General features: G+C 60.4%; 24 protein-coding genes and 1 tRNA gene. 12 read left to right on the plus strand and 13 right to left on the minus strand.

Annotated features, from left to right (window positions below; translation table 11 throughout):
- Positions 1 to 326: 326 nt before the first annotated feature.
- A complete protein-coding gene (locus tag EOW68_RS02950) occupies positions 327 to 731 on the plus strand; it encodes a helix-turn-helix domain-containing protein (protein WP_128223682.1) in 405 nt (134 codons plus the stop codon).
- Positions 732 to 837: 106 nt separating this feature from the next.
- Here the strand turns inward: EOW68_RS02950 and trxA are convergent, their stop codons facing one another.
- On the minus strand, positions 838 to 1,185 hold the full coding sequence (gene trxA / locus EOW68_RS02955) for a thioredoxin (RefSeq protein ID WP_128223683.1): 348 nt from the start codon (positions 1,183 to 1,185) through the stop codon (positions 838 to 840).
- 121 nt (positions 1,186 to 1,306) lie between these two features.
- On the opposite strand from trxA, the gene EOW68_RS02960 reads away from it, so the two are divergent.
- From EOW68_RS02960 to EOW68_RS02970, 3 genes are all read left to right on the plus strand, one after another.
- Entirely contained in the window at positions 1,307 to 3,289 is a 1,983-nt protein-coding gene (locus EOW68_RS02960; protein WP_128223684.1) for a heme-binding protein, read from the plus strand.
- Between the two features lie 195 nt (positions 3,290 to 3,484).
- Complete coding sequence (locus tag EOW68_RS02965) at positions 3,485 to 3,982, plus strand: redoxin domain-containing protein (protein ID WP_128223685.1); 498 nt, start codon at positions 3,485 to 3,487, stop codon at positions 3,980 to 3,982.
- 128 nt (positions 3,983 to 4,110) lie between these two features.
- Positions 4,111 to 4,845 carry a helix-turn-helix domain-containing protein gene (locus tag EOW68_RS02970; protein WP_431358713.1) on the plus strand — a complete coding sequence of 245 codons (735 nt, stop codon included), beginning with the start codon at positions 4,111 to 4,113 and terminating at the stop codon, positions 4,843 to 4,845.
- Between the two features lie 47 nt (positions 4,846 to 4,892).
- Here the strand turns inward: EOW68_RS02970 and EOW68_RS02975 are convergent, their stop codons facing one another.
- The 5 genes from EOW68_RS02975 to EOW68_RS02995 all read right to left on the minus strand — a co-directional run bounded on the left by EOW68_RS02975 (position 4,893) and on the right by EOW68_RS02995 (position 8,404).
- Complete coding sequence (locus EOW68_RS02975; RefSeq protein ID WP_128223687.1) at positions 4,893 to 5,417, minus strand: FKBP-type peptidyl-prolyl cis-trans isomerase; 525 nt, start codon at positions 5,415 to 5,417, stop codon at positions 4,893 to 4,895.
- A 2-nt stretch (positions 5,418 to 5,419) separates the two neighbouring features.
- On the minus strand, positions 5,420 to 6,913 hold the full coding sequence (locus EOW68_RS02980) for a sulfite oxidase (RefSeq protein WP_128223688.1): 1,494 nt from the start codon (positions 6,911 to 6,913) through the stop codon (positions 5,420 to 5,422).
- Positions 6,914 to 7,010: 97 nt separating this feature from the next.
- A complete protein-coding gene (locus tag EOW68_RS02985; protein ID WP_431358714.1) occupies positions 7,011 to 7,454 on the minus strand; it encodes a plastocyanin/azurin family copper-binding protein in 444 nt (147 codons plus the stop codon).
- Complete coding sequence (locus EOW68_RS02990; RefSeq protein WP_128223689.1) at positions 7,424 to 7,831, minus strand: hypothetical protein; 408 nt, start codon at positions 7,829 to 7,831, stop codon at positions 7,424 to 7,426. Before EOW68_RS02990 ends, EOW68_RS02985 begins: the two co-directional genes overlap by 31 nt.
- 502 nt (positions 7,832 to 8,333) lie before the next feature.
- A tRNA-Gly gene (locus EOW68_RS02995) sits at positions 8,334 to 8,404 on the minus strand.
- A gap of 164 nt (positions 8,405 to 8,568) precedes the next feature.
- Here EOW68_RS02995 and EOW68_RS03000 point away from each other — a divergent pair.
- A complete protein-coding gene (locus EOW68_RS03000) occupies positions 8,569 to 8,751 on the plus strand; it encodes a DUF7836 family putative zinc-binding protein (RefSeq protein WP_128223690.1) in 183 nt (60 codons plus the stop codon).
- Here the strand turns inward: EOW68_RS03000 and EOW68_RS03005 are convergent.
- A complete protein-coding gene (locus EOW68_RS03005; protein ID WP_128223691.1) occupies positions 8,748 to 9,440 on the minus strand; it encodes an RNA ligase partner protein in 693 nt (230 codons plus the stop codon). The genes EOW68_RS03000 and EOW68_RS03005 overlap by 4 nt on opposite strands.
- Before the next feature lie 85 nt (positions 9,441 to 9,525).
- On the opposite strand from EOW68_RS03005, the gene EOW68_RS03010 reads away from it, so the two are divergent.
- The 3 genes from EOW68_RS03010 (at position 9,526) to EOW68_RS03020 (ending at position 11,212) form a co-directional block, all read left to right on the plus strand.
- Positions 9,526 to 10,650: an RNA ligase gene (locus EOW68_RS03010; RefSeq protein ID WP_128223692.1), complete on the plus strand. Its 1,125-nt coding sequence runs from the start codon at positions 9,526 to 9,528 to the stop codon at positions 10,648 to 10,650.
- Positions 10,651 to 10,751: 101 nt separating this feature from the next.
- Positions 10,752 to 10,952, plus strand: a complete 201-nt coding sequence (locus EOW68_RS03015) for a hypothetical protein (RefSeq protein ID WP_128223693.1) — start codon at positions 10,752 to 10,754, stop codon at positions 10,950 to 10,952.
- A gap of 53 nt (positions 10,953 to 11,005) precedes the next feature.
- Positions 11,006 to 11,212 (plus strand): DUF8149 family protein, encoded by a 207-nt coding sequence (locus tag EOW68_RS03020; RefSeq protein WP_128223694.1) that lies wholly within the window; start codon positions 11,006 to 11,008, stop codon positions 11,210 to 11,212.
- 77 nt (positions 11,213 to 11,289) lie between these two features.
- On the opposite strand, the gene rtcA is transcribed toward EOW68_RS03020, so the two are convergent.
- The 3 genes from rtcA to EOW68_RS18400 form a co-directional block, all read right to left on the minus strand.
- Positions 11,290 to 12,303, minus strand: a complete 1,014-nt coding sequence (gene rtcA / locus EOW68_RS03025) for an RNA 3'-terminal phosphate cyclase (protein WP_128223695.1) — start codon at positions 12,301 to 12,303, stop codon at positions 11,290 to 11,292.
- Positions 12,304 to 12,593: 290 nt separating this feature from the next.
- Positions 12,594 to 13,061, minus strand: coding sequence for a pyruvoyl-dependent arginine decarboxylase (locus tag EOW68_RS03030; protein WP_128223696.1), 468 nt, complete (start codon positions 13,059 to 13,061; stop codon positions 12,594 to 12,596).
- Between the two features lie 51 nt (positions 13,062 to 13,112).
- The gene (locus EOW68_RS18400) at positions 13,113 to 13,406 is read right to left on the minus strand and encodes a PIN domain-containing protein (RefSeq protein ID WP_431358715.1); all 294 of its coding nucleotides are present in this window, start codon (positions 13,404 to 13,406) and stop codon (positions 13,113 to 13,115) included.
- Positions 13,407 to 13,409: 3 nt separating this feature from the next.
- Between EOW68_RS18400 and EOW68_RS03040 the strand changes: the two genes are divergently transcribed.
- Positions 13,410 to 14,354, plus strand: coding sequence for an ROK family protein (locus tag EOW68_RS03040; RefSeq protein WP_128223697.1), 945 nt, complete (start codon positions 13,410 to 13,412; stop codon positions 14,352 to 14,354).
- 37 nt (positions 14,355 to 14,391) lie between these two features.
- Here EOW68_RS03040 and EOW68_RS03045 read toward each other — a convergent pair whose 3' ends face one another.
- Entirely contained in the window at positions 14,392 to 15,774 is a 1,383-nt protein-coding gene (locus tag EOW68_RS03045) for a phosphoglucomutase/phosphomannomutase family protein (RefSeq protein ID WP_128223698.1), read from the minus strand.
- An 87-nt stretch (positions 15,775 to 15,861) separates the two neighbouring features.
- Here EOW68_RS03045 and EOW68_RS03050 point away from each other — a divergent pair, with 87 nt between their 5' ends.
- Positions 15,862 to 16,713, plus strand: coding sequence for an eIF2B alpha/beta/delta subunit family protein (locus EOW68_RS03050; protein ID WP_128223699.1), 852 nt, complete (start codon positions 15,862 to 15,864; stop codon positions 16,711 to 16,713).
- 13 nt (positions 16,714 to 16,726) lie between these two features.
- On the opposite strand, the gene malQ is transcribed toward EOW68_RS03050, so the two are convergent.
- A complete protein-coding gene (gene malQ, locus EOW68_RS03055; RefSeq protein ID WP_128223700.1) occupies positions 16,727 to 18,217 on the minus strand; it encodes a 4-alpha-glucanotransferase in 1,491 nt (496 codons plus the stop codon).
- A 147-nt stretch (positions 18,218 to 18,364) separates the two neighbouring features.
- Here malQ and EOW68_RS03060 point away from each other — a divergent pair, with 147 nt between their 5' ends.
- Positions 18,365 to 19,420 (plus strand): glycosyltransferase family 4 protein, encoded by a 1,056-nt coding sequence (locus EOW68_RS03060; RefSeq protein WP_128223701.1) that lies wholly within the window; start codon positions 18,365 to 18,367, stop codon positions 19,418 to 19,420.
- 71 nt (positions 19,421 to 19,491) lie between these two features.
- Here the strand turns inward: EOW68_RS03060 and EOW68_RS03065 are convergent, their stop codons facing one another.
- The gene (locus tag EOW68_RS03065) at positions 19,492 to 19,839 is read right to left on the minus strand and encodes a DUF7510 family protein (RefSeq protein WP_128223702.1); all 348 of its coding nucleotides are present in this window, start codon (positions 19,837 to 19,839) and stop codon (positions 19,492 to 19,494) included.
- 149 nt (positions 19,840 to 19,988) lie between these two features.
- On the opposite strand from EOW68_RS03065, the gene EOW68_RS18405 reads away from it, so the two are divergent.
- Positions 19,989 to 20,114, plus strand: a complete 126-nt coding sequence (locus EOW68_RS18405) for a hypothetical protein (RefSeq protein ID WP_431358716.1) — start codon at positions 19,989 to 19,991, stop codon at positions 20,112 to 20,114.
- Position 20,115: the final 1 nt, after the last annotated feature.

Here is a 20,115-nt window from a genome sequence, read left to right on the forward strand (position 1 = left end):
TGTGAATGGCATCTGTCTGTACTCGTCTCTCTCTACCCGCCGAGTGCTGATAACGGTTTTGGGATAACTACACATTATTATCACTGTGTATATCATCGATAACCGACGAAAATACATCTGTACGTTATGTGAATATAGGCCGAATCTGTCCGCCGGGCCGGATTCTGATACAGAGCAGTAAGGACTCCGTCTATTCAGAGTGTGTTCCGGGAGCGCGGCCGCAGTGTCGGATCTCGACCGGGTCGGCAGTCGGTGTTCATATCGGGCGCAGTATTGTGCATTTTTTGCAAATATTTTTAGTCGTAGAGATCGTATTTATAACCAGCATGGCTAATTCGATGAGCGAGTATCTCAAACAGGATATGGAGTGTGAGGGGCTTCTGGAGTGTATACACGGACTGAAGAACCTCGACAGGGAAATTTTTCTGCTGCTCACGGAGCAGTCAGAGCCCCTCACAGTCGACGAGATCGCCGAGCAGGTAGACCGGGAACGGTCGACCGCCTACCGCTCCGTTCAGCGGCTCGTAAACAGCGGCTTCGTCCAGAAAGAGCAGGTCAACTACGACCAGGGCGGCTACTACCACGTGTTCCGGCCGACCGACCCCGACGAGATCGCAGACGATATGCAGCGGATGCTCAACGACTGGTACGCGAAGATGGGCCAGCTCATCGGCGAGTTCCGCGAGAAGTACGATCAGCCCGAGGAGATAACTGTCTCTCCGGAGAGCTGAGACCGATCGCTGTCAGTTCGTCAGTTTCGTACAGCCACCAGTATGGCTACTCGGGTTCGACGTCAAAAAATCAGCGACGAACTCCCTGCTGGCTCCGCGGCGCTTTTTATACTGCGTAGGAGTCGATCGCGTCTGCGAGCTGGTCTTCGGTCTGCATCCCGACCATCCGTTCGACTGGCTCACCGTCGGCGAAGAGGAGAAGGGTTGGCACGCCCTGGACGCCGTACTCCCCGGCGAGTTGCTGGAACTGGTCGACGTCGACTTTCACGACGGCTGCCTCCGTCTCGGCTGCGAGTGTCTGGATCGTCGGCTCCATCATCTTGCACGGACCACACCAGTCCGCGTAGAAGTCGACGAGGACGACGTCGTACTCCGCGGCGAGCTCTGGAAGTCCAGAATCGCCCTCGAAGTGGATCGGTTCACTCGGTGTCGCAGCAGTTGTTTCGGTTGTCATCACTCATCTTTAGGTCTCCTATCTTCAAATAGTTTTGGGAATACTATACAATACTATTCTCGCAGCGTCGGTGTGCTGTCGAAAGAAAACATTCCTAATCCTCGCTTCCATAGCTGGTGGTATGCCAGAAGGGCGCGATCCGCCGCCGACAGACGAGGGCTGGTACGCACTGCACGATTTCCGGACGATCGACTGGGACGCCTGGCGCGCGGCCACCGACCGGGAGCGCCAGCGCGCGCTGGACGGGGTGACCGACCATCTCGACACGCGGCTTGCAGTCGACGACGCCGATTCGGGGGCGTCTGCGCTGTACTCGATTCTCGGACACAAGGCCGACCTGTTGATCCTCCATCTCCGGCCGAGTAGCGCACACATCGGCGCGCTCGAACGCCAGTTCGAGCAAACCGAGTTCGCAAGCTACACCGAACGGACGACCTCGTTCGTCTCGGTGACCGAAGCATCGGGCTACTCCGAGCGTGCGCGTGACTATTTCACGGGCGATCTGGACGAGGAGTCGGGACTGTACAACTACATCCAGACTCGACTCAAGCCGACGATCCCGGACGCCACCCACGTCTGTTTCTACCCGATGGACAAACGCCGCCAGCCGGCGCAGAACTGGTACGATCTCGATTTCGAGGAGCGCGCCGAGCACATGGCCGCCCACGGTGACATCGGCCGCGACTACGGCGGGAAAGTCGTCCAGATGATCACCGGCGCGATCGCACTCGACGACTGGGAATGGGGTGTCACGCTCTGGGGTGACGATCTGGTCGACATGAAAGATCTCCTCTACGAGATGCGCTTCGACCCGTCGACCTCCCAGTACGCCGAGTTTGGCTCCTTCTACATCGGTCGTCGGCTCCCGCCCAGCGATCTCCCCGCACTGCTCGATGGGCATCCGGTACCGACCGAGGGCGAGACCGAGATGACCACCGACGCGACGATCCATCCCGCGGACGCGGCCGGCGGTCAGTCGGATGCTGGCGCTGGTCACGCCGAGAGTAGTCACAGCCACGGTGACGGCCACGCTGCTCACGGCGGGAACGAGGAAGACGACGCCGGACACAGCCACGGCGAATCTGACACCGCAGCGAACGGCGGGCCGCCGACGGGTGGCGACAGCGACGTCACCGAGGAGACCGACGACCTCCAGGGTCGGCTCATCAGCCTCGGCATTCACGAGGGCGACGAGTACGATGCGGGTGACTACGGGATCGTGCTGTACTCGGACGCCGATGCACAGGAACTCGCCGAGGAAGTCGACGGCCTGCGTGGCAACTTCGAACACTACGACACCCACGTCACGACGGTCGTCCGGGCGGAGAGCGGCCGGTCGGCGATCGTGAGTATCTGGGACGTCGAACGCGCGGCGGACACTGCTGAAGGGTTCTTGACTGACCTCCCGGGCGTCGAGGAGGGGTATCGCGGTCCACTCGGCGAGGCAAGCGAGGCCGAGGAAGTGAGTGACGCTGATGGCGAGGAGTCAGCCCATGCTGGCGGGCACAGCACCGAGGAAGCCGAACGTATCCGTGCGGAACTCGCTGATCTGGATATCTATGCCGGCCAGCCCCACGGTGAGGATATCTACGCACTCGTCCTCTACTCCGAGGCCGATACAGAGGAACTCGCCGAGGAGGTCGAGGAACTCCGCGGTGGGTTCGACCGGTACGATACCCACGACGGAACTGACGTCTACGAGGACCCGGACAGCGAGACGGCAGCGGTCGTCAGCCGCTGGGCGACCGCCGACGCGGCCGACACCGCGAGCGGCTACCTGGCGGATCTTCCGGGGGTCGTCGGCTGGGCCGACGAGGGTGACGGTTTCGAGACGATGGGGATGTTCTACAAAGTCAAGCCGGAACACCGCGAGGATTTCGTCGAGAAGTTCGGGACCGTCGGAGAGATTCTCGACGGGATGGACGGGCACAGATCGACCGCGCTGTTGCGCAACGTCGACGATGAGAACGACATGTTCATCGCCAGCCAGTGGGATTCGAAAGACGACGCGATGGGATTCTTCCGGTCCGACGACTTTACTGATGCTGTGGACTGGGGCCGGGACGTGCTCGCGGACAAACCGCGCCACGTCTTCCTAGCCTGAGATCTCGGTATAACTGGTTTTGCTTTGTGGGCAACTCTCGGGGACAGCAAGAAAGCCCACCCGTATCGGCTGGCCAACCAAGCTAGGCTGGTGGGGCTTTCTTGTTGTTCACGATCCTACTATTTCCGATTTAGACAAAACCAACTCAGATACTCGGCCCGAAAGCTAAGCCAGCAGGCATACAACCCACCGACTATGCTCGACGTAGGAGACACGGCACCCGATTTTACAGTCCCGATAGCCGGCGGCGAAGTGTACAACGATATCGAGGAGTTCAGGCTGTCAGAGGCACTCGGCGACGGCCCGGTCGTCCTGGCTTTCATCCCGGCAGCCTTTACGAGCAGCTGTACGGAGGAGATGTGTACCTTCCGGGATTCGATCCACCGCTTCGACAGCTTCGATGCGCAGGTATTCGGCATCAGCGTCGACCTCCCACCGGCCCAGAACGTCTTCATCATGGGGGAGGATCTCACCTTTCCGATGCTCTCGGACTGGGATCACGAGGTGATCCACGACTACGGCGTCGTCATGCCGGAGATGTACGGGCAGTTCGAGGTCGCAAAGCGGAGTATCTTCGTCCTCGACGAGGCAGGGACGATCACCTACCGCTGGGTCGAAGGTGAGGGTGAGACCGACTTCGGAGCCGTCATCGACACTGTCGAGGCGGCTGTTGCCGAGGCGAGCCCCGCTTGAAGCCTCCCGCACTGAAACACGGGGCTGTCGACTCGCATTTTCCGCACAGACCGGCCGACAGCCCAGCTCACTTGCCGGAAAATATATATCGTCCCTCCTGTATGTTAGGCGCGGAGTGCCTACATCTCATGCGTGAACTGGTGTTTGAACTCGAATATGATCGGGGGGCCGATCCGCTGATGGATGTTTTCGGGAATAATCCCGAACTCACATCCACGCTGATCGCAAGCTTCGTCGACCACGATTGCTGCTGGATCGTCGAGCGGTTTGTCGGGCCTACTTCGGCGCTTGATCGAATCGAACAGATCAGATGCGAGGACGAGGGGCCGAGAGAAGATACGACAGCGACGACCTGCAATGCTGTCCGTCATCCGACGGTGCTCGAACGGTCCCCGACGACGCTCGTTACACATCTGTTCGTCGAATCTCTCCACACCTGCGATTCGATCTGGGCTATCGCCGCCAGACGTCTTCAGCCGGGTGTCGTGATCCAATCACGGCGACAGGGCTACTGCCAAGATTTCCGGCTGCTCGTTCGTTCGGAAGAGAATGTCGAGGTATTCTACGAGCGATTCCAGGAGAACCTCAAAGATGGGATTTCCGCCCAGTTCGGGCATCTCGGGAGCGTCGATCAGTGGGCGTACGATTCGCTGTCCGGCGTTTCTCTCCCCGAAGAACAGCGCTTGACGCTCCGTCTCGCGGTCGACAACGGGTACTACGAGACTCCACGTGAGATCACGGTCGAGAAACTCGCCGAAGAGATGGATCTTCCCCGATCAACGGTCTCCTACCGGCTCCGTCGGGCCGAAGCAGCCCTCACGAAAGGGTATCTAGGTCGCCTGACTCACCCCGCGGAGGAGTAATATCGAACGGAACTCCAGAAACGGTCGTCGGTCGTTGTCCTCGTCCGTCAGGACGGCTTTTCGACGCCGGAGTCGTCAGTGATTTCTTTTCCAGTCTCGCTGGCGTGAGACTCTAATAATTTGATTTCGAACTCGACACGCTTGCCGGCGAGTTCGTGGTTGAAATCGATCGTGGCCGTCTCGTCGTCTACGTCAATGATCCAGCCAACGTCGCCGGACTCACTCTCGACGAGTTCGTCGACCGCTGCGGTGGTGTCGCTGCGCTGTTCAAGTTCCTCCCGGGTGACGGTGACGATCGCGTCCTCGTCGACAGTCCCGTAGGCGTCTTCGGGATCGAGGACGACGATCTTTGTCTCTCCAACGGTCATGTCTTGGACTGCTTCGTCGATCCCAGGGAGTACGTGACCCTCCCCGACACGGAACTCCAGCGGCTTGAAATCCCGGTTGTCGTGGTAGATCCCTTCGTCGAGGGCGACATCAACGTCTGTCGTCTCGAAGACTTCCCCGGCTTCTGGCCCGTCGACCAGTCGGCCGGTGATATGAACGATCGCAATCTCTCCTGATTCGACCATTCTCACTCCTCGACGGTACAGTCCACCGCGTGGGGCATGTACGCGTTGGTGCCGTAGCCACCCTGGTTCCAGGGATACTGGTCGTTTTGGATACTACGGAGCTGGTCATCGGGCGCGGAGATCGTCGCCGGCTGGGTATAGCCACGCTCATCCGTTGCCCGCGAGACTAGCGTGTGATCGCCTGTCGAGGGGTTCTCCCACACGTAACGGAACTGTCGCCAGCCGTTGCCGTTGTTCCCGATCGGCCCGAAGAACTCGCCTTCGCCCCACGTGTCCCCACCGTCGGTGGATACCTCGACCGTCTCGACAGCGTCATCCCCAGCCCACGCGACGCCGATAACTTCGATTGTACCGGCAGGTGAGGGCGAAACCGTCTGGCCCTCTCCTGGATATCCGATGAGGGACTTCTCCAACTGATCGTTCATGTACGCGTTGTCGATCGCGTCGGTTCGCTCCATCTGCTCTCGCGTATCGTAGACTGGGATGTCTTCGTAGTGGGTCGCCCGGGTGTCTTCCTCGGGTACGACCCGGTAGGAGTACTGCTGCCAGTGCGTGTAGGTTCGCTGGCCGTCTTCAGGGGCACCTTCCTCTTCCCACTCGTTACCGATGACCATCGACTCCATAACGTGCATCCGGTTGAGCCACTTGACGTTGTTACAGCCGAACCACCCGGGAACGAGCAGCCGAACCGGAAATCCGTGATCGGGGGAGATCGGCGACCCATTCATATTGTAGGCCAACAGCACGTCGTCCATCACCTTCTCCATCGGGATCGACCGAGTAAAGACATCCTCTCCTTCAGGATGTTCACCACCCATCACGGTGAGGAAGTACTCCTCACTCGTCTCCGCTCCGTTCCGTTCGAGTATCTCGGAAACGGGCGTTCCGGTCCAGACGGTGTTTCCGACCGCGCCGAAACTCCACTGATTCCCACCCACCTGTGGGTCGAAGTAGCTTCGACCATTACCGGAACACTGCATCGTGTGGGTGACCGATTCGGTGCGGAAGGAGTGTTTGATCTCCTCCATCGACAGCTCGATTTCGCTGTCGACGAGTCCGGTCAACGACACACTCCACTCCGACTCCTCGATATCGGGGGTCGGATAGTGGTTCCGAATGTAATGTTCTTCCCGAGGTGTGATGTAGTCCGTATAGGTTGCTCTGGCGGCTGCCTCGCCGTTTTCAGGCTCCGGTGAGAGGATCCGCAGTCCCGGGTAGCGCTCCTCTAGGGAGAGCTCGCTGTCTTCTCCATCGCCGTCTTCCTCGGCGGGATCCTGTCCGTCGTCCGATGTCCCCTCGCTATCTCCGGTGCCATTGCCATCATCATCATCGTCGCCATTGCCGCCCCCCAGACAGCCAGCTAGTACACCGACTCCGGCCAGCGAACCGGACGCCATCATGAACCGCCGGCGATCCACGAATCGATCTCGTGTCGAGTGCGTCTCGTCTCTGTCATCGACCTCTTCTGTCTCTGCCTCTGTATCCGACTGTGACATGTATATTCAGATCTTGATGAACAATCATGAAGTATAGTTTGGCACACGCCAATGATCTGGAGGCGTCTGTCGGACCGGTTTGGTTCGGCGATGTCAGTCACTCGTTGACGATGATAGTGCCAACCATTCCCTGGCCTGCGTGTGGCGTACAAACGTAGACGTACTCTCCTGGAACAGTAAACTCGTGTTCTAACGTCTCGCCGACTTCCATGATTGCGAAGTGTGACTCTCCTTCGTAGGAGGTAAACGGTTCCGCTCCCTCCGGATTTTCGCATTTCGGTGACGCGTCTGGATGGCTCGTCACGTTGTGCCCCTGGCTCCGTGCGATGAACTGGACCGTATCGTCGACGCTAATTTCAACTTCTTCAGGTTCGAACCGAAGGCGCTTTTCTGGTCCAACGTCGACTTCAGTGATACTGCTTTCTGACTCCCCTCCATCTTCTTCCTCTTCTCCGTCGTCTTGGCTTCCGGAACATCCGGCAAGTGTCGTTCCGATCGCGACTGTACCAACTACTCGAAGAACGTCTCGTCGTTCAACCATCGTGTAACCGCGCCATGGTATCGTGATACTATATAATGTATGTTGTCGCACGACAATTCATCGTGGTCGTTGCGTGTCTTTTCGGCCACGCCGAACCAGGGCCCGATCTCCACACCGACATCTGCGCGGTCTACCGTTGGCTTCGTCCCGTAGGTTCCCGTCTCTTTCCAGTTCCAGAGATGGAACCGAGCTATGTTGTACGACACGTTTGCGACGGTGCTATCCGCATAGCCTTCCGTTCGCTCGGGGTTTTTGCCGAGTGAGTGGAGCCATCGAAGCAGTCGCTCTTTGTATTCGTAGTAGTCTTCGAACCGGCGTTCGTTGAGGTACTCGCGCGCGGCCTCACCGACGATGGGAGCGTTACCGATTTTCTCCATTAACTGAACGCCCCCGTGCCGTCTGTCGGTTTTATTGTTTTGAGCCTGTCACGTTCTGAAACCGCTGTACAGCGCCGGGGTAGTATCGAAACATCCGGGCATTGAGCTTTCTTTGACATCTTTATTTCTCTTTAAAGATACCTGAAAAGAAGCATACGTAACCGCTTCGAGGTATGCGCCGGCCGGGAGTGAGCAGGCTTCGCCTGCGAACGCCGAGTGACGGAGTCACTCGGAATTTGAACCCGATGGAAATCCTCGCTTCACTCGGATTTCCGTGATTCAAATCCCGCTGGCGATTTCACTGCTCACTGTCGTTCGCAGAAGAAATGGCTCACGGGTCGTTCCTCCCCGTTCGCAAAACCGAGGCGCTCACACGTTCACGCCTCGCATGCGCCGGCCGGGATTTGAACCGGACCCAGACGTGCTCGCTCCCGCTGGTCGCTGCGCGCGACTGGTAGGGTTCAAATCCTGGCCTGCTCTCTCGCTCACTCCGTTCGCTCGATGCGCCGGCCGGGATTTGAACCCGGGCCATGAGCTTGGAAGGCTCAGGTCCTACCACTAGACCACCGGCGCGCTCGTCTCTTCGTTCCTCGCGCCCCGCGGTTCGTACCGTTCCGGTACTCACCACCGGCGCTGTACCACACCTTTTTCGACCCTGGTTTATGGCTTTTCGGATTTTCTGCTCGCTGCCCGCGTCTAGCGAATCCATTTTTACGATCCGATGAGAACTATCAGATATGCGCGAAGGCTGGATACCGCTCGAGTGCCAGAGCTGTAACGAACAGTGGGAAGAGAACCCGTCCGACCTTCCGCCCCGTCGGACGGATTTCGTCTGTCCGCACTGTGAGACAACCCGCCCGATCGACGAGTTCGTCGCGACACAGGAGGGGCTCAAAATCCTGGACAACTTCCACGCCTAGCCGTCCTGCAATCTCTCGGAGCCGGTCGCCCGGAGATACTCTTCGAGCAGCGTCGGGAACTGTCCCCCGCGGACGTATCGCAGGCCGAACTCGTCGGCCCAGGAGATGATCCCGCGGTCTTCGGTGACCACGCCGGCCTCCAGCTCCCGGGCCAGAATCAGGAGATCGAAATCCTCTCGCGAATCGAGCACGCCCTGCCGGAGTGCACCCCGGTACTTGTCCCGGAGGGTAGAGAGAACACGATCGGCTTCGGTCATGTACTCGCTGGGCTCCTCACCCTCTGGGTCACTGTGTAACTCCGCTGGATCGAGCTGTTCGACCTTGCGGATCGCCTCCTCCGAGACGCGCAACCCCCGGTCGACGCGGTCACTCATCTCGTCGATGAACTCGTAGACGATGTTCGCCGGGATGGTCACGCCGTACCGGTCGGGGCTCTTCCGGACGACCCACGTATCGAGTCTGGAGAACACCTCGTCGTCGACGTCGCGTTCGCGCAGCATATCCCCTAACTCTGCGTGAATCGAAGGGGGCATGTAACAGGAGATGTTGAGTTCCAGCCGCGCCGTCGCGACGAGGTCGAGTAATCGCAACACTGCGGCCTCCAGTGACTCCTCGTCCCGCCGGATCTCCTCGGTGATAAAGAGTGACGTATCCAGCACGAACCGCTGGCGCGGGAGTTCACCCGACATAGTTCACTGTTGGGGACTGCTATATTTAGATCCACGCCTGCTGGTCGCCCCCCGTCCTTTTTGTCGAGTCTCACGCAGGTACAACATGGACCGGGAACGAATTATCGAGCGACTCGATCCGGCGACAGACGATCCCGACGAGCTGTTCGAGCACTTCGAGCGTCGATACGTCGGCGGGAACGCACATTACGTGTTGACAGACGCACGCCACGGACTCGAACGCGGCACCGTCGTCGTCGAGGACGAAGGGATCGTCCGTGGCTACCCGAGTATCCCACGTGTTCTCGTCGCCGAAACCGGTATCCCCGAATTTTTCGAGCCCGACGACAGCGTGGTCGTCGAAGAGAAACTCAACGGGTTCAACGTCCGCGTCGCGGCTCCCGGCGAGTTACTCGCGTTCACCCGGAGTGGCTACGTCTGCCCGTACACCACGGCCCGTGTCGGTGACCTGCTCGACCTCGACCAGTTTTTTACCGACCACCCGGGGAAGATGCTCTGTGCGGAGTTGATCGGTCCGGAGACGCCGTACACCGACCACGACTACGAGGGTATCAGTTCGGATGCGGTCCGGGTCTTCGATATCCGGGATCGCGAGTCGGGTGACCCACTCCCGGTGGCGGACCGCGACGACCTCTGTGACCGCTACGATCTTCCACAGCCCCGCCAGTTCGGCCGCAGTGATCCCGACAGAGCCGTCGAAACAGTCCGGGATGCCATACAGGATCTCGACGATGCCGGGCGGGAAGGTGTGGTGATGAAATCAGCCGACGGGACCGCACTGGTGAAGTACACCACCGAAGCGCAACACCACGCCGATCTGGCACACGCGTTTTCCGTCCCCTTCGAGTACGGCCGTGATTTCCTCTTTTCGCGGGTCATCCGGGACGGGTTCCAGGCCGTCGAGTTCGAGGAAGCGCCGGACAGAGTCCGGGAACGCGCCCACGACCTTGGCGAGTCCATCCTGTTTCCCTTCGTCGAGGCGATCCGGCGTGTCGAGCGTGGCGACCCTGTCGGAGAAATCCACACCGTCAGGGCAGAGCCTGCGGTTGTCGAGCAACTTCTCGCGCACCTCCGTGACCAGGGGTTGACCATGGAAATCCTGCACGATCAGCACGAAGATGGCCAGCGTGTCGTCGAGTTCGTCAAAGTTGCACAGTCGACACGGGATCAGATCGACCACTACCTCTCGGGTGGAACACGGGACGAGTAATGTGAGTGTCCGTCTTCCTGGTTTCACTGCTGAAAATGGGCCGTAGAATCTGTCTAACAAAGTCCCCGGCAACTGCCAGGGCTACCACGGGGGCGAAAATAATGTCAACAGACGAAACAGACAAACTCAAATCGCTGTTCGAGTCCGTCACCGGAGAAACGACCGTTACAGACGCACAGACTGTCGAGATCGGTGACCGTGAAATCGTCGACTCGGCGGAGTCGGAGGCTGTCGATACGATCGACCACCACGGGTTCGTCGACGTGATCGACGACGCCGAACCGACCGAGGACTCCACGTAGCCCCCCGGCAGCCGTACACAACATCAAAGAGGGGTGGTGCTCTACGGGGAGGTATGTCGACCAGTGAGGACAGTCCAGACGTGCCGATCATCTGCCCGGAGTGTGAGACGACGACTCGAATTCCCGCCGAAGACGTCGCCGACAGTCTCGAACGGCACAACGAGCGGCTCCACGACGGCGAGGAGATCGCACACGTCGATCCGGATCTCGCCGAACAGCTCCAGAACCTCGTCGCCGAGGATCTCGGACTGCTCGACTGAGCGCGTGTCACACCGGTATTTTTCTTGCTCGTCGGTCCCTCCAGTTGTTGATCAGCTGCCGGTCCCGAGGAACCCTCCTACTCGGGCGCGGTGATCGTCGGGACTGCGCCCGACTCGTCGAGTTCACATTCCAGTCCGAACCGTTCGAGTACGTCGAGACTCGTCGCGATGTGATCGGTGACCGAAGGGATCGAAAGCTCGCCACCTGCGAGCGCGAGGACGACGAGCAACTGATCGCCCAGGTGTCTGTCGACGGCAGCGTCGCTCCGGTGGAACGCAACGGCGGCATCGACAGCGTTGGTAGCGATCTCCTCTGCGGGAACTCCTCGCTCGCCGAGTGCATCGAAGCCGGCCCGTGTCTGTTCGTATTCGAGTTCGACCGCCAGCGCGGTGCCGGTCGATTTCGTCTCGACGCGGCTGATCTGCTCGGTCTGTACGTCGATCCCCTGGCGTTCGAGGTGGTTACTGGCGCTCTCTGCTTGCCGAATGCCGACGTCACTTTTCACGAGATCTGCCGAGACGATGGAGTAACATCGCGCGGCGACCAGTTCGCCGCGCTCGCTCGATTCGAGCGGGGAGAGGTCGGTCGACTGGAGATGCAGTGTTGCACTGCCACCACCGGCCGGATAGAAGCCAGTCCGATTGCGCTCGATCGCGGCGTGGAGTCCGAATCGACGACAGAGTGGGAGTTTCACCTGTTCGTGGGTCACGAGTGGCGGCGACCACTTGACCTCCGTTCCGCCGGTCGCGGTCACCGACAGCGGTTCAGTCAGTTTCGTTGCGAGCGGCAAGATCGCGTCGAAGAGCAGCGAGATACTGCCCGCAGTACCGATTTCGACGGTCAGTTCGCCCCCTCGTGGTGGCCCGGGATCGAACTCGATCGTCTCCGCGCCCTGCTCTGCGCCCTCGACTGTCGCGTCGGTGATCTCGGCGAGCGTTTCGACGACGGTGAGATGCTGTGGTTTCAGCCCCGGCGTCGGGCGGTTCCCACGGATCCCGGTGACCCGGATCGCTCTTTCGGTTACGGCTGCGAGTGCGAGCGCACTCCGGAGGATCTGCCCGCCACCCTCGCTCCCGTCGATCTCTCGCATTGGGTGTGGTTTGTTTGGCGGGTAGAATAAAGAGCAGTGTTGTATTGGTCCGTTCTATCTGGAGAATTGGACAAAACAGCAAGAACGTCCCGCCCGACGTGACTTTCCGGGCCGGGCGGGTCTGAAAGGGGCCGGGCGCTCGATAGGCGAGACGAAGTAAGGACCGCAGCAACGCGAGGACCGCAGCGAGTCGCAGCAATCGAGCGCCCGGGGGCTTTCTTGCTGTTCGTAGTCGTCTTGGAAACTGACCTCGCGATTGAACGTCCTTGACCTGATACTCCAGCAAAAACTCAGAGCAACGGTTTACTCTCGCCGTAGACAGCCACGACGACAGCAGTCGTATACTGGTCGGGCGCAGAGTCAGCGGTAATCACCTTCGTCTCGACACCCGAGTAATCGATATCGCGGATGTAACAGCCACGCTCGATTCCCGCCCGAAGCAGTTCCCTGACGGTCTCGGGGTCGGTGTCCTCGACTTCGTAGAACACCCCCGTCTCGTCGTCGTCGCGGGCCCAGGCGAGTCCGGCTGCGGCGCGCGCAGCCGGTGGGCTCGTCTGCCGTGCCAGCACGACATCGAGGGCGTTCCCTGTCGGACCGAGATCGGGTGCCGTCCCAGTCAGTTCGAGCGTGGGGCCTGCCGGGATCACAGAGGAGAGCGTCCGGAGATTGTACTGGTGGAGGCCAGCCTCGGCCAGCGCGGTATCGAAGGAAGCCTTCTCCGTCGCGGCGTGGCCAGTCCCCCAGACGATCCGGATCATACACTGACTGCGAGGCTGTGGTGATTTGAGCGTGGCGATTTGCCCTGCGTTTCAAGACGTGTGGACGATATCGACATCGGCCAGATCGAGCAGATCGACAGGCGAAAGCGTAATTTCCTCCGACTTCAGCCTCTCGTCCAGGTATGCCGCTTCGAGAGCTGTCTCGTCGGTGAAATCGATAATACGATCCAGTGTGTTGGTCAGCTGTCTCCGCGCCTGTTCCATCTGCGATCGATCGGTACAGGATTTGTAGAACTCGAACGCGACGAGTGAGGGGATCACGGGGAGTTCTGACCAGAATCGGAGGAAATCCAAGCTACTTATATTCTGTACTGCATTGGGCACACCATGGCCTGGTATGCGGGCGTCGACCTTGGTGCAACAAACATACGGGCAATCGTCGGCGACGAGACGGGAGCCGTACACGGCACCGCGAAACACGAGACGCCACAGGGTCCAGCCGGCATCACAGTCACGGAGGCAGTCCTCGAAACACTCCGGAAGGCCTGTGAGAACGCGGGCCAGAAACCCACCGCGATCACAGCCGCCGGTGTCGGCTCGATCGGTCCGCTGGATCGCGCGGAGGGGACGGTCCGGAACCCCGCCAACCTCCCCGATTCGATCGACCAGATCCCGCTGACCGGTCCGATCGAAAACCTCATCCACGGCCCGGTCTCGCTGCACAACGACGCGAACGCCGGGGTGATCGGCGAACGATTTTACGCCGATCACAACCCCGACAACATGATCTATCTCACCATCTCGACAGGGATCGGCGCTGGCGTCATCGTCGACGGGACTGTGCTCTCCGGCTGGGACGGCAACGCTGGCGAGGTCGGTCACATCACGCTCGATTCAGACGGCGTCATGTCCTGTGGCTGTGGCAAACGTGGCCACTGGGAAGCGTACTGCTCCGGGGAGAATATTCCACTGTACGCGAAGGAACTCCACGAGGGCCAGGAAACCGAACTGGCTGTCGATGATCCCGACCTCTCTGCTGCCGATGTCCTCGCTCTGGCCGGCGAGGACGAGTTTGCCGATTACGTCATCGATCGGATGACCGAGTGGAACGCACAGGGAGTCGTGAGTCTCGTCCACGCCTACGCCCCGATCGTCATCTACATCGGTGGCGCAGTCGCACTGAACAATCCAGATATCATCATCGAACGACTCCGCGAGCAGGTGCCCGAACTCGTCATGACGAACGTTCCAGATATCCGCCTGACGACGCTCGGCGACGACGTGGTCGTCAAAGGTGCGCTCGCGAGCGCGATCAACAACGGCTGTCAGTGAGAAGAGTTGAGGCGCTGAACGCGGGGAGCCCGCCCGTTTACAGCACTTTTTCGATCAGCGACCGGCCGGCTTCGAGCAGTTCGTCGACACGCTCGGCAGAGCCCGCCTCGGCGTAGACGCGCATCTTCGGTTCGGTGCCGCTCGGGCGTACGAGCACCCACGAGCCATCACTCATGAGTAGTTTGAAGCCGTCGATCTTGACGACGTTCTCGATGGACTCTCCCGCGACCGACTCGGGGATCTCGTCGCCGAGATCGTCGATCAGACGCTCTTTCTGGTCGTTCGGACACTCGATCCCGATCTTGCCCTGGTGGATCTCGCCGTGTTCTTCGAGAAGCCGGTCGACGCGGTCGTCGAGTGACTCCTCGCTTTCGGCAATCGCGGAGAGAAGCGCCATCAGGACGCCGTCTTTCTCGCGGATGTGGCCACGGACCGAGAAGCCACCCGACTCCTCACCGCCCATCAGGGCATCGTGTTCCAACATCCCCTGGGCGACCCACTTGAAGCCGACTGCGGTCTCCGCGACCTCCTGGCCGTGGGCCTGTGCGATGCGGTCGATGAGGAACGTCGTCGAGACCGTCCTGACCGCCGGCCCTTCGTCCGATTCGAGCAGGTAATCGTAGATTGCAGCGTAATACAGATTCTCGTCGAGGTAGCCACGCTCGGGCGTGATGACCGCCAGCCGGTCCGAGTCGCCGTCGTTGGCGATACCGAGATCCGCTTCGCCGTCGGTCACCCGTTCGATCAGCTCTTCGAGATACTCCGGTGCTGGCTCCGGCGAACCGTCGCCGAAGGTCGGATCGGTCTCACACCGGATCCGCTCGACGTTGACACCCCCCTGCTCCAGCAGTGCGTCCGTCGTCCCCCGACCGCTGCCGTGCATCGCGTCGTAGAGTACGTCGACGTCGCCGTCGATCTCCGGTTCGAGTAACTCTAGAGCGTGCTCAAAATGGGGCTCCACAAAATCGACCTCGTGGACCTCGCCGTGGTCCTCCTCCGGCAGTGGGTCCGGATCTGCGAGGTTCGATTCGATCGACTCGGTGTCCTCCGGCAGCGCTGGCGCGCCGCTTTCGGGGATGAACTTCACACCGTTGTACTCCGGTGGGTTGTGCGATGCGGTCAGCATCAGCGCGCCGGCCAGATCCCGGTCGACGATCGCGTAGGCCGTCAGCGGCGTCGGTCGGTCCCGCTCGGGCATCACCACGTCGAAGCCGTTGGCAGTCAGTACCTCGGCAAGATCGTCAGCGAATCCCGGCGACGTCTCACGCGCGTCGTAGCCGACGGCGACAGTCCCGCCCTCGTGGCCTTCCTCCCTGAGGTGTGTCGCCACACCCTGTCCGACCTTCTTCACCCGCGGTGTGGTGAATTTGTCCAGTGTATCTCGCCACCCATCTGTCCCGAATGAGATCACGTCATCCATGGTTGAGTCGTCAACCGGCCAATGCTTAAAACTGCGGGAGATCCGGTAGTGCAAACAACCATACCGGTGGATAACACACATGATGATATGATCGACGAGACTGTCCGCCAGATCGAGGATATGCAGACTCAAAGCGCATCGATCGTCGCTGTGAAAGCAGCACGAGCCCTCCGCGAACTCGACGAACGGGAGTACCAGACTGTCCACGATTTCTACCGTGCCGTCGAGCGAAACAGCAACGCACTCCTGCGTGCGAACCGCTCGCATGCCCCGCTGTACACCACCCAGAAACGGATCGTCAACGACGTCACCGAGTCCGACGCGGAGAGTGTCGAAGAGGCAAAAGAAATCCTGCTCGACACCATCGATTCGGTCGTCGAGAAAGTCCAGTCGAGCAAGGAGGGTGCGGGTTCGAAGGCGGCGTCGCTGATCGAGGACGGGGATACGCTGTTGACTCACGAGAACTCCTCGACGGTGATGCAGACGCTCGAACACGTCCTCGAGGAGGGCAAATCGATCGACCTCTACGTCACCGAATCGCGACCGCGCTTTCTCGGTCGACGGACGGCCAGACAGCTCTCGGAGAAAGAAAACGTCGACGTGACACTGATCGTCGACAGCGCCGCGGGCCACTACCTCGCGGAGTGTGACCGCGTCCTGCTCGGCATGAACTGTCTCATCGACAACACCGTCTACAACCGTATCGGCACCTACCCGATCGCCGCGACGGCCAAAGATAGCGAGGTTCCCGTCACCGTCGTCGGCTCCTCGGCGAAGTTCATCGGGAGCGGGTTCACCTTCGAGAACAACTACCGGGTCGCTTCCGAGGTACTCCTCGAACCGGCCGAAGGGTTCGCGGTCGCCAACCCGGGCTACGACGCGACGCCGACTCGGCTACTCGACAACGTCGTCACCGAAGACGCAGTTATCCAGTTTTGACCCTCCCCCGGAGTTACCGGATCGTCCGATCGGTGACCATCCGGAGCCGCTCGGCGATGTCGGGGTCGATCCCGTCCTCGGTCACCCGCCAGCCCCAGTTTCCTTTCGCCGTCCCCGGTGTGTTGAACCGGGCGTCGCTGTCCAGCCCGAGCAGATCCTGCATCGTCGTCATCGCGACGACAGCGTTCGAGTTCCAGACGGCCTCGATCATATCCCAGTGGATCTCCTCGCCCTCGGTTCCGAGGTTGTAGTTCAGGCATTCGCGCTGTCGGTCGTTGAGTTCGCGGTAGTAGCCGACGATCGTGTTCGTGTCGTGGGTCGAGGTGTAGGCGACCGTCTGCTCGGGGAAGTTCATCGGCTGGTACATGTGTCCGCCCTCACACCAGTTCGCGTACTGCGGGACGGACATCCCCGGGAAGTCGAACTGATCGCGCAACTGTGCGATGGACTCGTCGAGAAAGCCCAGATCCTCGACGAAGAAGGGGACGTCGCCGAGTTCGCGCTCGACGGTCTCGAAGAAGTCCGCGCCCGGTCCCTCCTTCCACATGCCCGCACCCGGATCGTCCGCACCGGCCGGGATCGCCCAGAACTCGTCGAATCCCTTGAAGTGGTCGATGCGTGCGATATCCACCTGCTCGAAGAGGCGCTCGAACCGGTCGAGCCACCACTGGTAGTTGTTCTGTTCGAGCACGTCCCAGTCGTAGACCGGGTTCCCCCACTTCTGGCCGTCGTCGCCGGGGTTCGGCGGCACACCGGCCACGTCGGTCGGGTTGTTGTTCTCGTCGAGCAGGAAGATATCCGGATCGGACCAGACGTCGGCGGAGTCGAGCGCGACGTAGATCGGGATATCGCCGACGAGTCCGATCCCCTGTTCGTCGGCGTAGTCGGCGACTGCCTGCCACTGTGTGTCGAACTGCCACTGCAGGAACTTGTGGTGTTCGATCTCGTCGGCCAGCTTTTCGCGGTATTCGTCGAGTGCGTCCGGTTGGCGCGTTTTCACCTCGTGTGGCCAGTTCGTCCAGAGATCGCCGCCGAACTCCTGTTTCAGCGCCATAAACAGCGCGTAATTGTCGAGCCAGCCCGACTCGCGCTCGCAGAACGCTTCGAACTCCGAGCGCTCGCTTTCGCCCGCGTGCTCGTCGAATCGCTCCTTCGCGGTCCGGAGTCGCTGTTCTTTGAACTCTGCGACAGCCTCGTATTTGGTGTGGTGTGACGAGAAGTCGTCGCGTGGCTCGATCTCTTCGTCGGTGAGATAGCCATCCTCCGCGAGCTGTCTGAGATCGATCAGCAGCGGACTGCCCGCAAAGGCGGAGTAAGACTGGTACGGCGAGTTGGCGTGTGCCTGGGATGTCGGGCCAAGCGGGCAGAACTGCCATAGTGACTGATCGGCCTGTGCGAGAAAGTCGACGAACTCGTAGGCGCCTGCACCGAGATCCCCGATCCCGTGTGGACTCGGCAGTGAGGTCGGATGCAGGAAGACACCACTCTGACGTTCGAAGCGCATACGATACATTTGCCAGGACAGCTATTTACCAATTCCCCAACTCGACCCGTTCCCACCTGACCCAGTGATTGCCGATCCTGCCGTCGTCGGCAGGCCGACGGGAAGTGTACGTCGACTTTTATGTAACAGGCCCTCGGAGATAGGGGTATGCCACCGAAGGTCCTAATGCTCGGCTGGGGATTTCCACCAAACATCACAGGCGGGCTCGACACAGTGGTTGGCGAACTGTACGAACAGCTCGAACCGAGAGACGACGTCGAGTTCGAACTGGTGTTGCCGGAGGAGTACGCCCCCGAGGACCGCGAGGGGATCCACGGCGTTTCGACGGGGCAGGGCGATATCATCACGCGGATCGGCCGGCTCGCTGGCGAGTTCGCTGAGCACGCGGAAGACGCCGACATTATCCACACGAACGACTGGTTCGGCTACAACCCTGGCTCGCGCGCGGCATCGACGACGGACGTCGAGTGGATCACGACTTTCCACTCGCTGTCGGCCGACCGCAACGTGAATCCGCCGACCCGGGAGGTCCAGACCGAACAGCGCCTGGCGAACCGTTCGGATCACCTCGTCGCGGTCAGTGAGTTCACGCGCGAGCGCATTCAGGAACAGTACGACGCCGACTCTTCTGTCATCTACAACGGCTTCTCGTCGGTCGAGACGACCGGACGGGATCTCAAAGAGGAGCTGGATATCGACGGCAAGATGCTGTTTTTCGTCGGGCGACACACCGACCAGAAGGGACTATCATACCTGCTGTACGGGCTCTCGAAGTGCCAGCGCGACGATCTGACGCTGGTACTCGGCGGGAAGGGCCATCTGACCGATCAGCTGCAAAAGTTCGCCGAACTGCTCGACATCGAGGATCAGATCATCTTCGAGGGCTTCCTGCCACAGGAGGAACTCGGTGACTACTACGCCAGCGCGGACCTGTTCGTCTCGCCGTCGCTGGCCGAACCGTTCGGGATCACCATCGTCGAATCACTCTCCGCCGGAACGCGCGTTGTCGCCTGCCGGAGCGGCGCAGCCGAGTTGCTCCCCGAGGACTGTGTGATCGAGGTCGAACCGAACTCGCAGTCGATCGCCGACGGCATCGAGTACGCCCTCTCGCTGGACTCGCCGATCGAGTACGAGGAACGAACGTGGGAAGACGTCGCCGACGAACACGTCGAGTTCTACAACGAGGTTCTCGAAGAAAACTAACGCGGCCACCTCTGTTTTTCCGCCACAGCGCTCCCAGCGACAGGACTCGGCAAAACCGACAACAACAGTTTTCAGCGGAGGAACTGGACGCTGGCGACTGGCTCCGGGTGGTTGATGATGTAGCCGTCAGCGGTCGGTTCTAGCCCGGTCACGGAGCCGGCGTCGGGGTGGGTGTCGTAGGGGCTGTCCTGTGCGCCACTTCCCGAGCGGTACGGGCTGTCGTAGGCCCCCTGGTCCCGTTCCGCCTCGCGGTCGAAATCCTCCGGCGGGAGGTAGATCTTCTCCGTCCCCTCCATCGAGTAGACGATGACGGAGGTATCCCGGTCCCCCGAGACGCGGATCTCTGTCCGTCCGTCGCGGATGTTCATGTTGAAACTGACTGGCTTGTCGTCCGCCGGAGGTTCGGCTGTGTCGCTCATGTTCGAATAGTCAACGGACGCCCACTTATTACTTCGCCAATCTTTCTCCCGACTCGAACGCTGACACCACCCCACAATCCCCCTCACAGAAAGTATCCCGCAGCTTACCAATGCATAGCTATTTGGTTTCACCTCGTATACACGAGATCATGGGACGCTATCCACGAAACGCGCGGAATGCGAAGATGAAGTGCATGAGTTGCAACGCACCGCTAACCCGAACGACTGACGAGAAGTGGGTCTGTGTCGGCTGTGGCGGCTCGCCGATCCAGTAAT

It is taken from the genome of Halovenus amylolytica (assembly GCA_004015825.1).
Lineage (GTDB): Archaea > Halobacteriota > Halobacteria > Halobacteriales > Haloarculaceae > Halovenus > Halovenus amylolytica.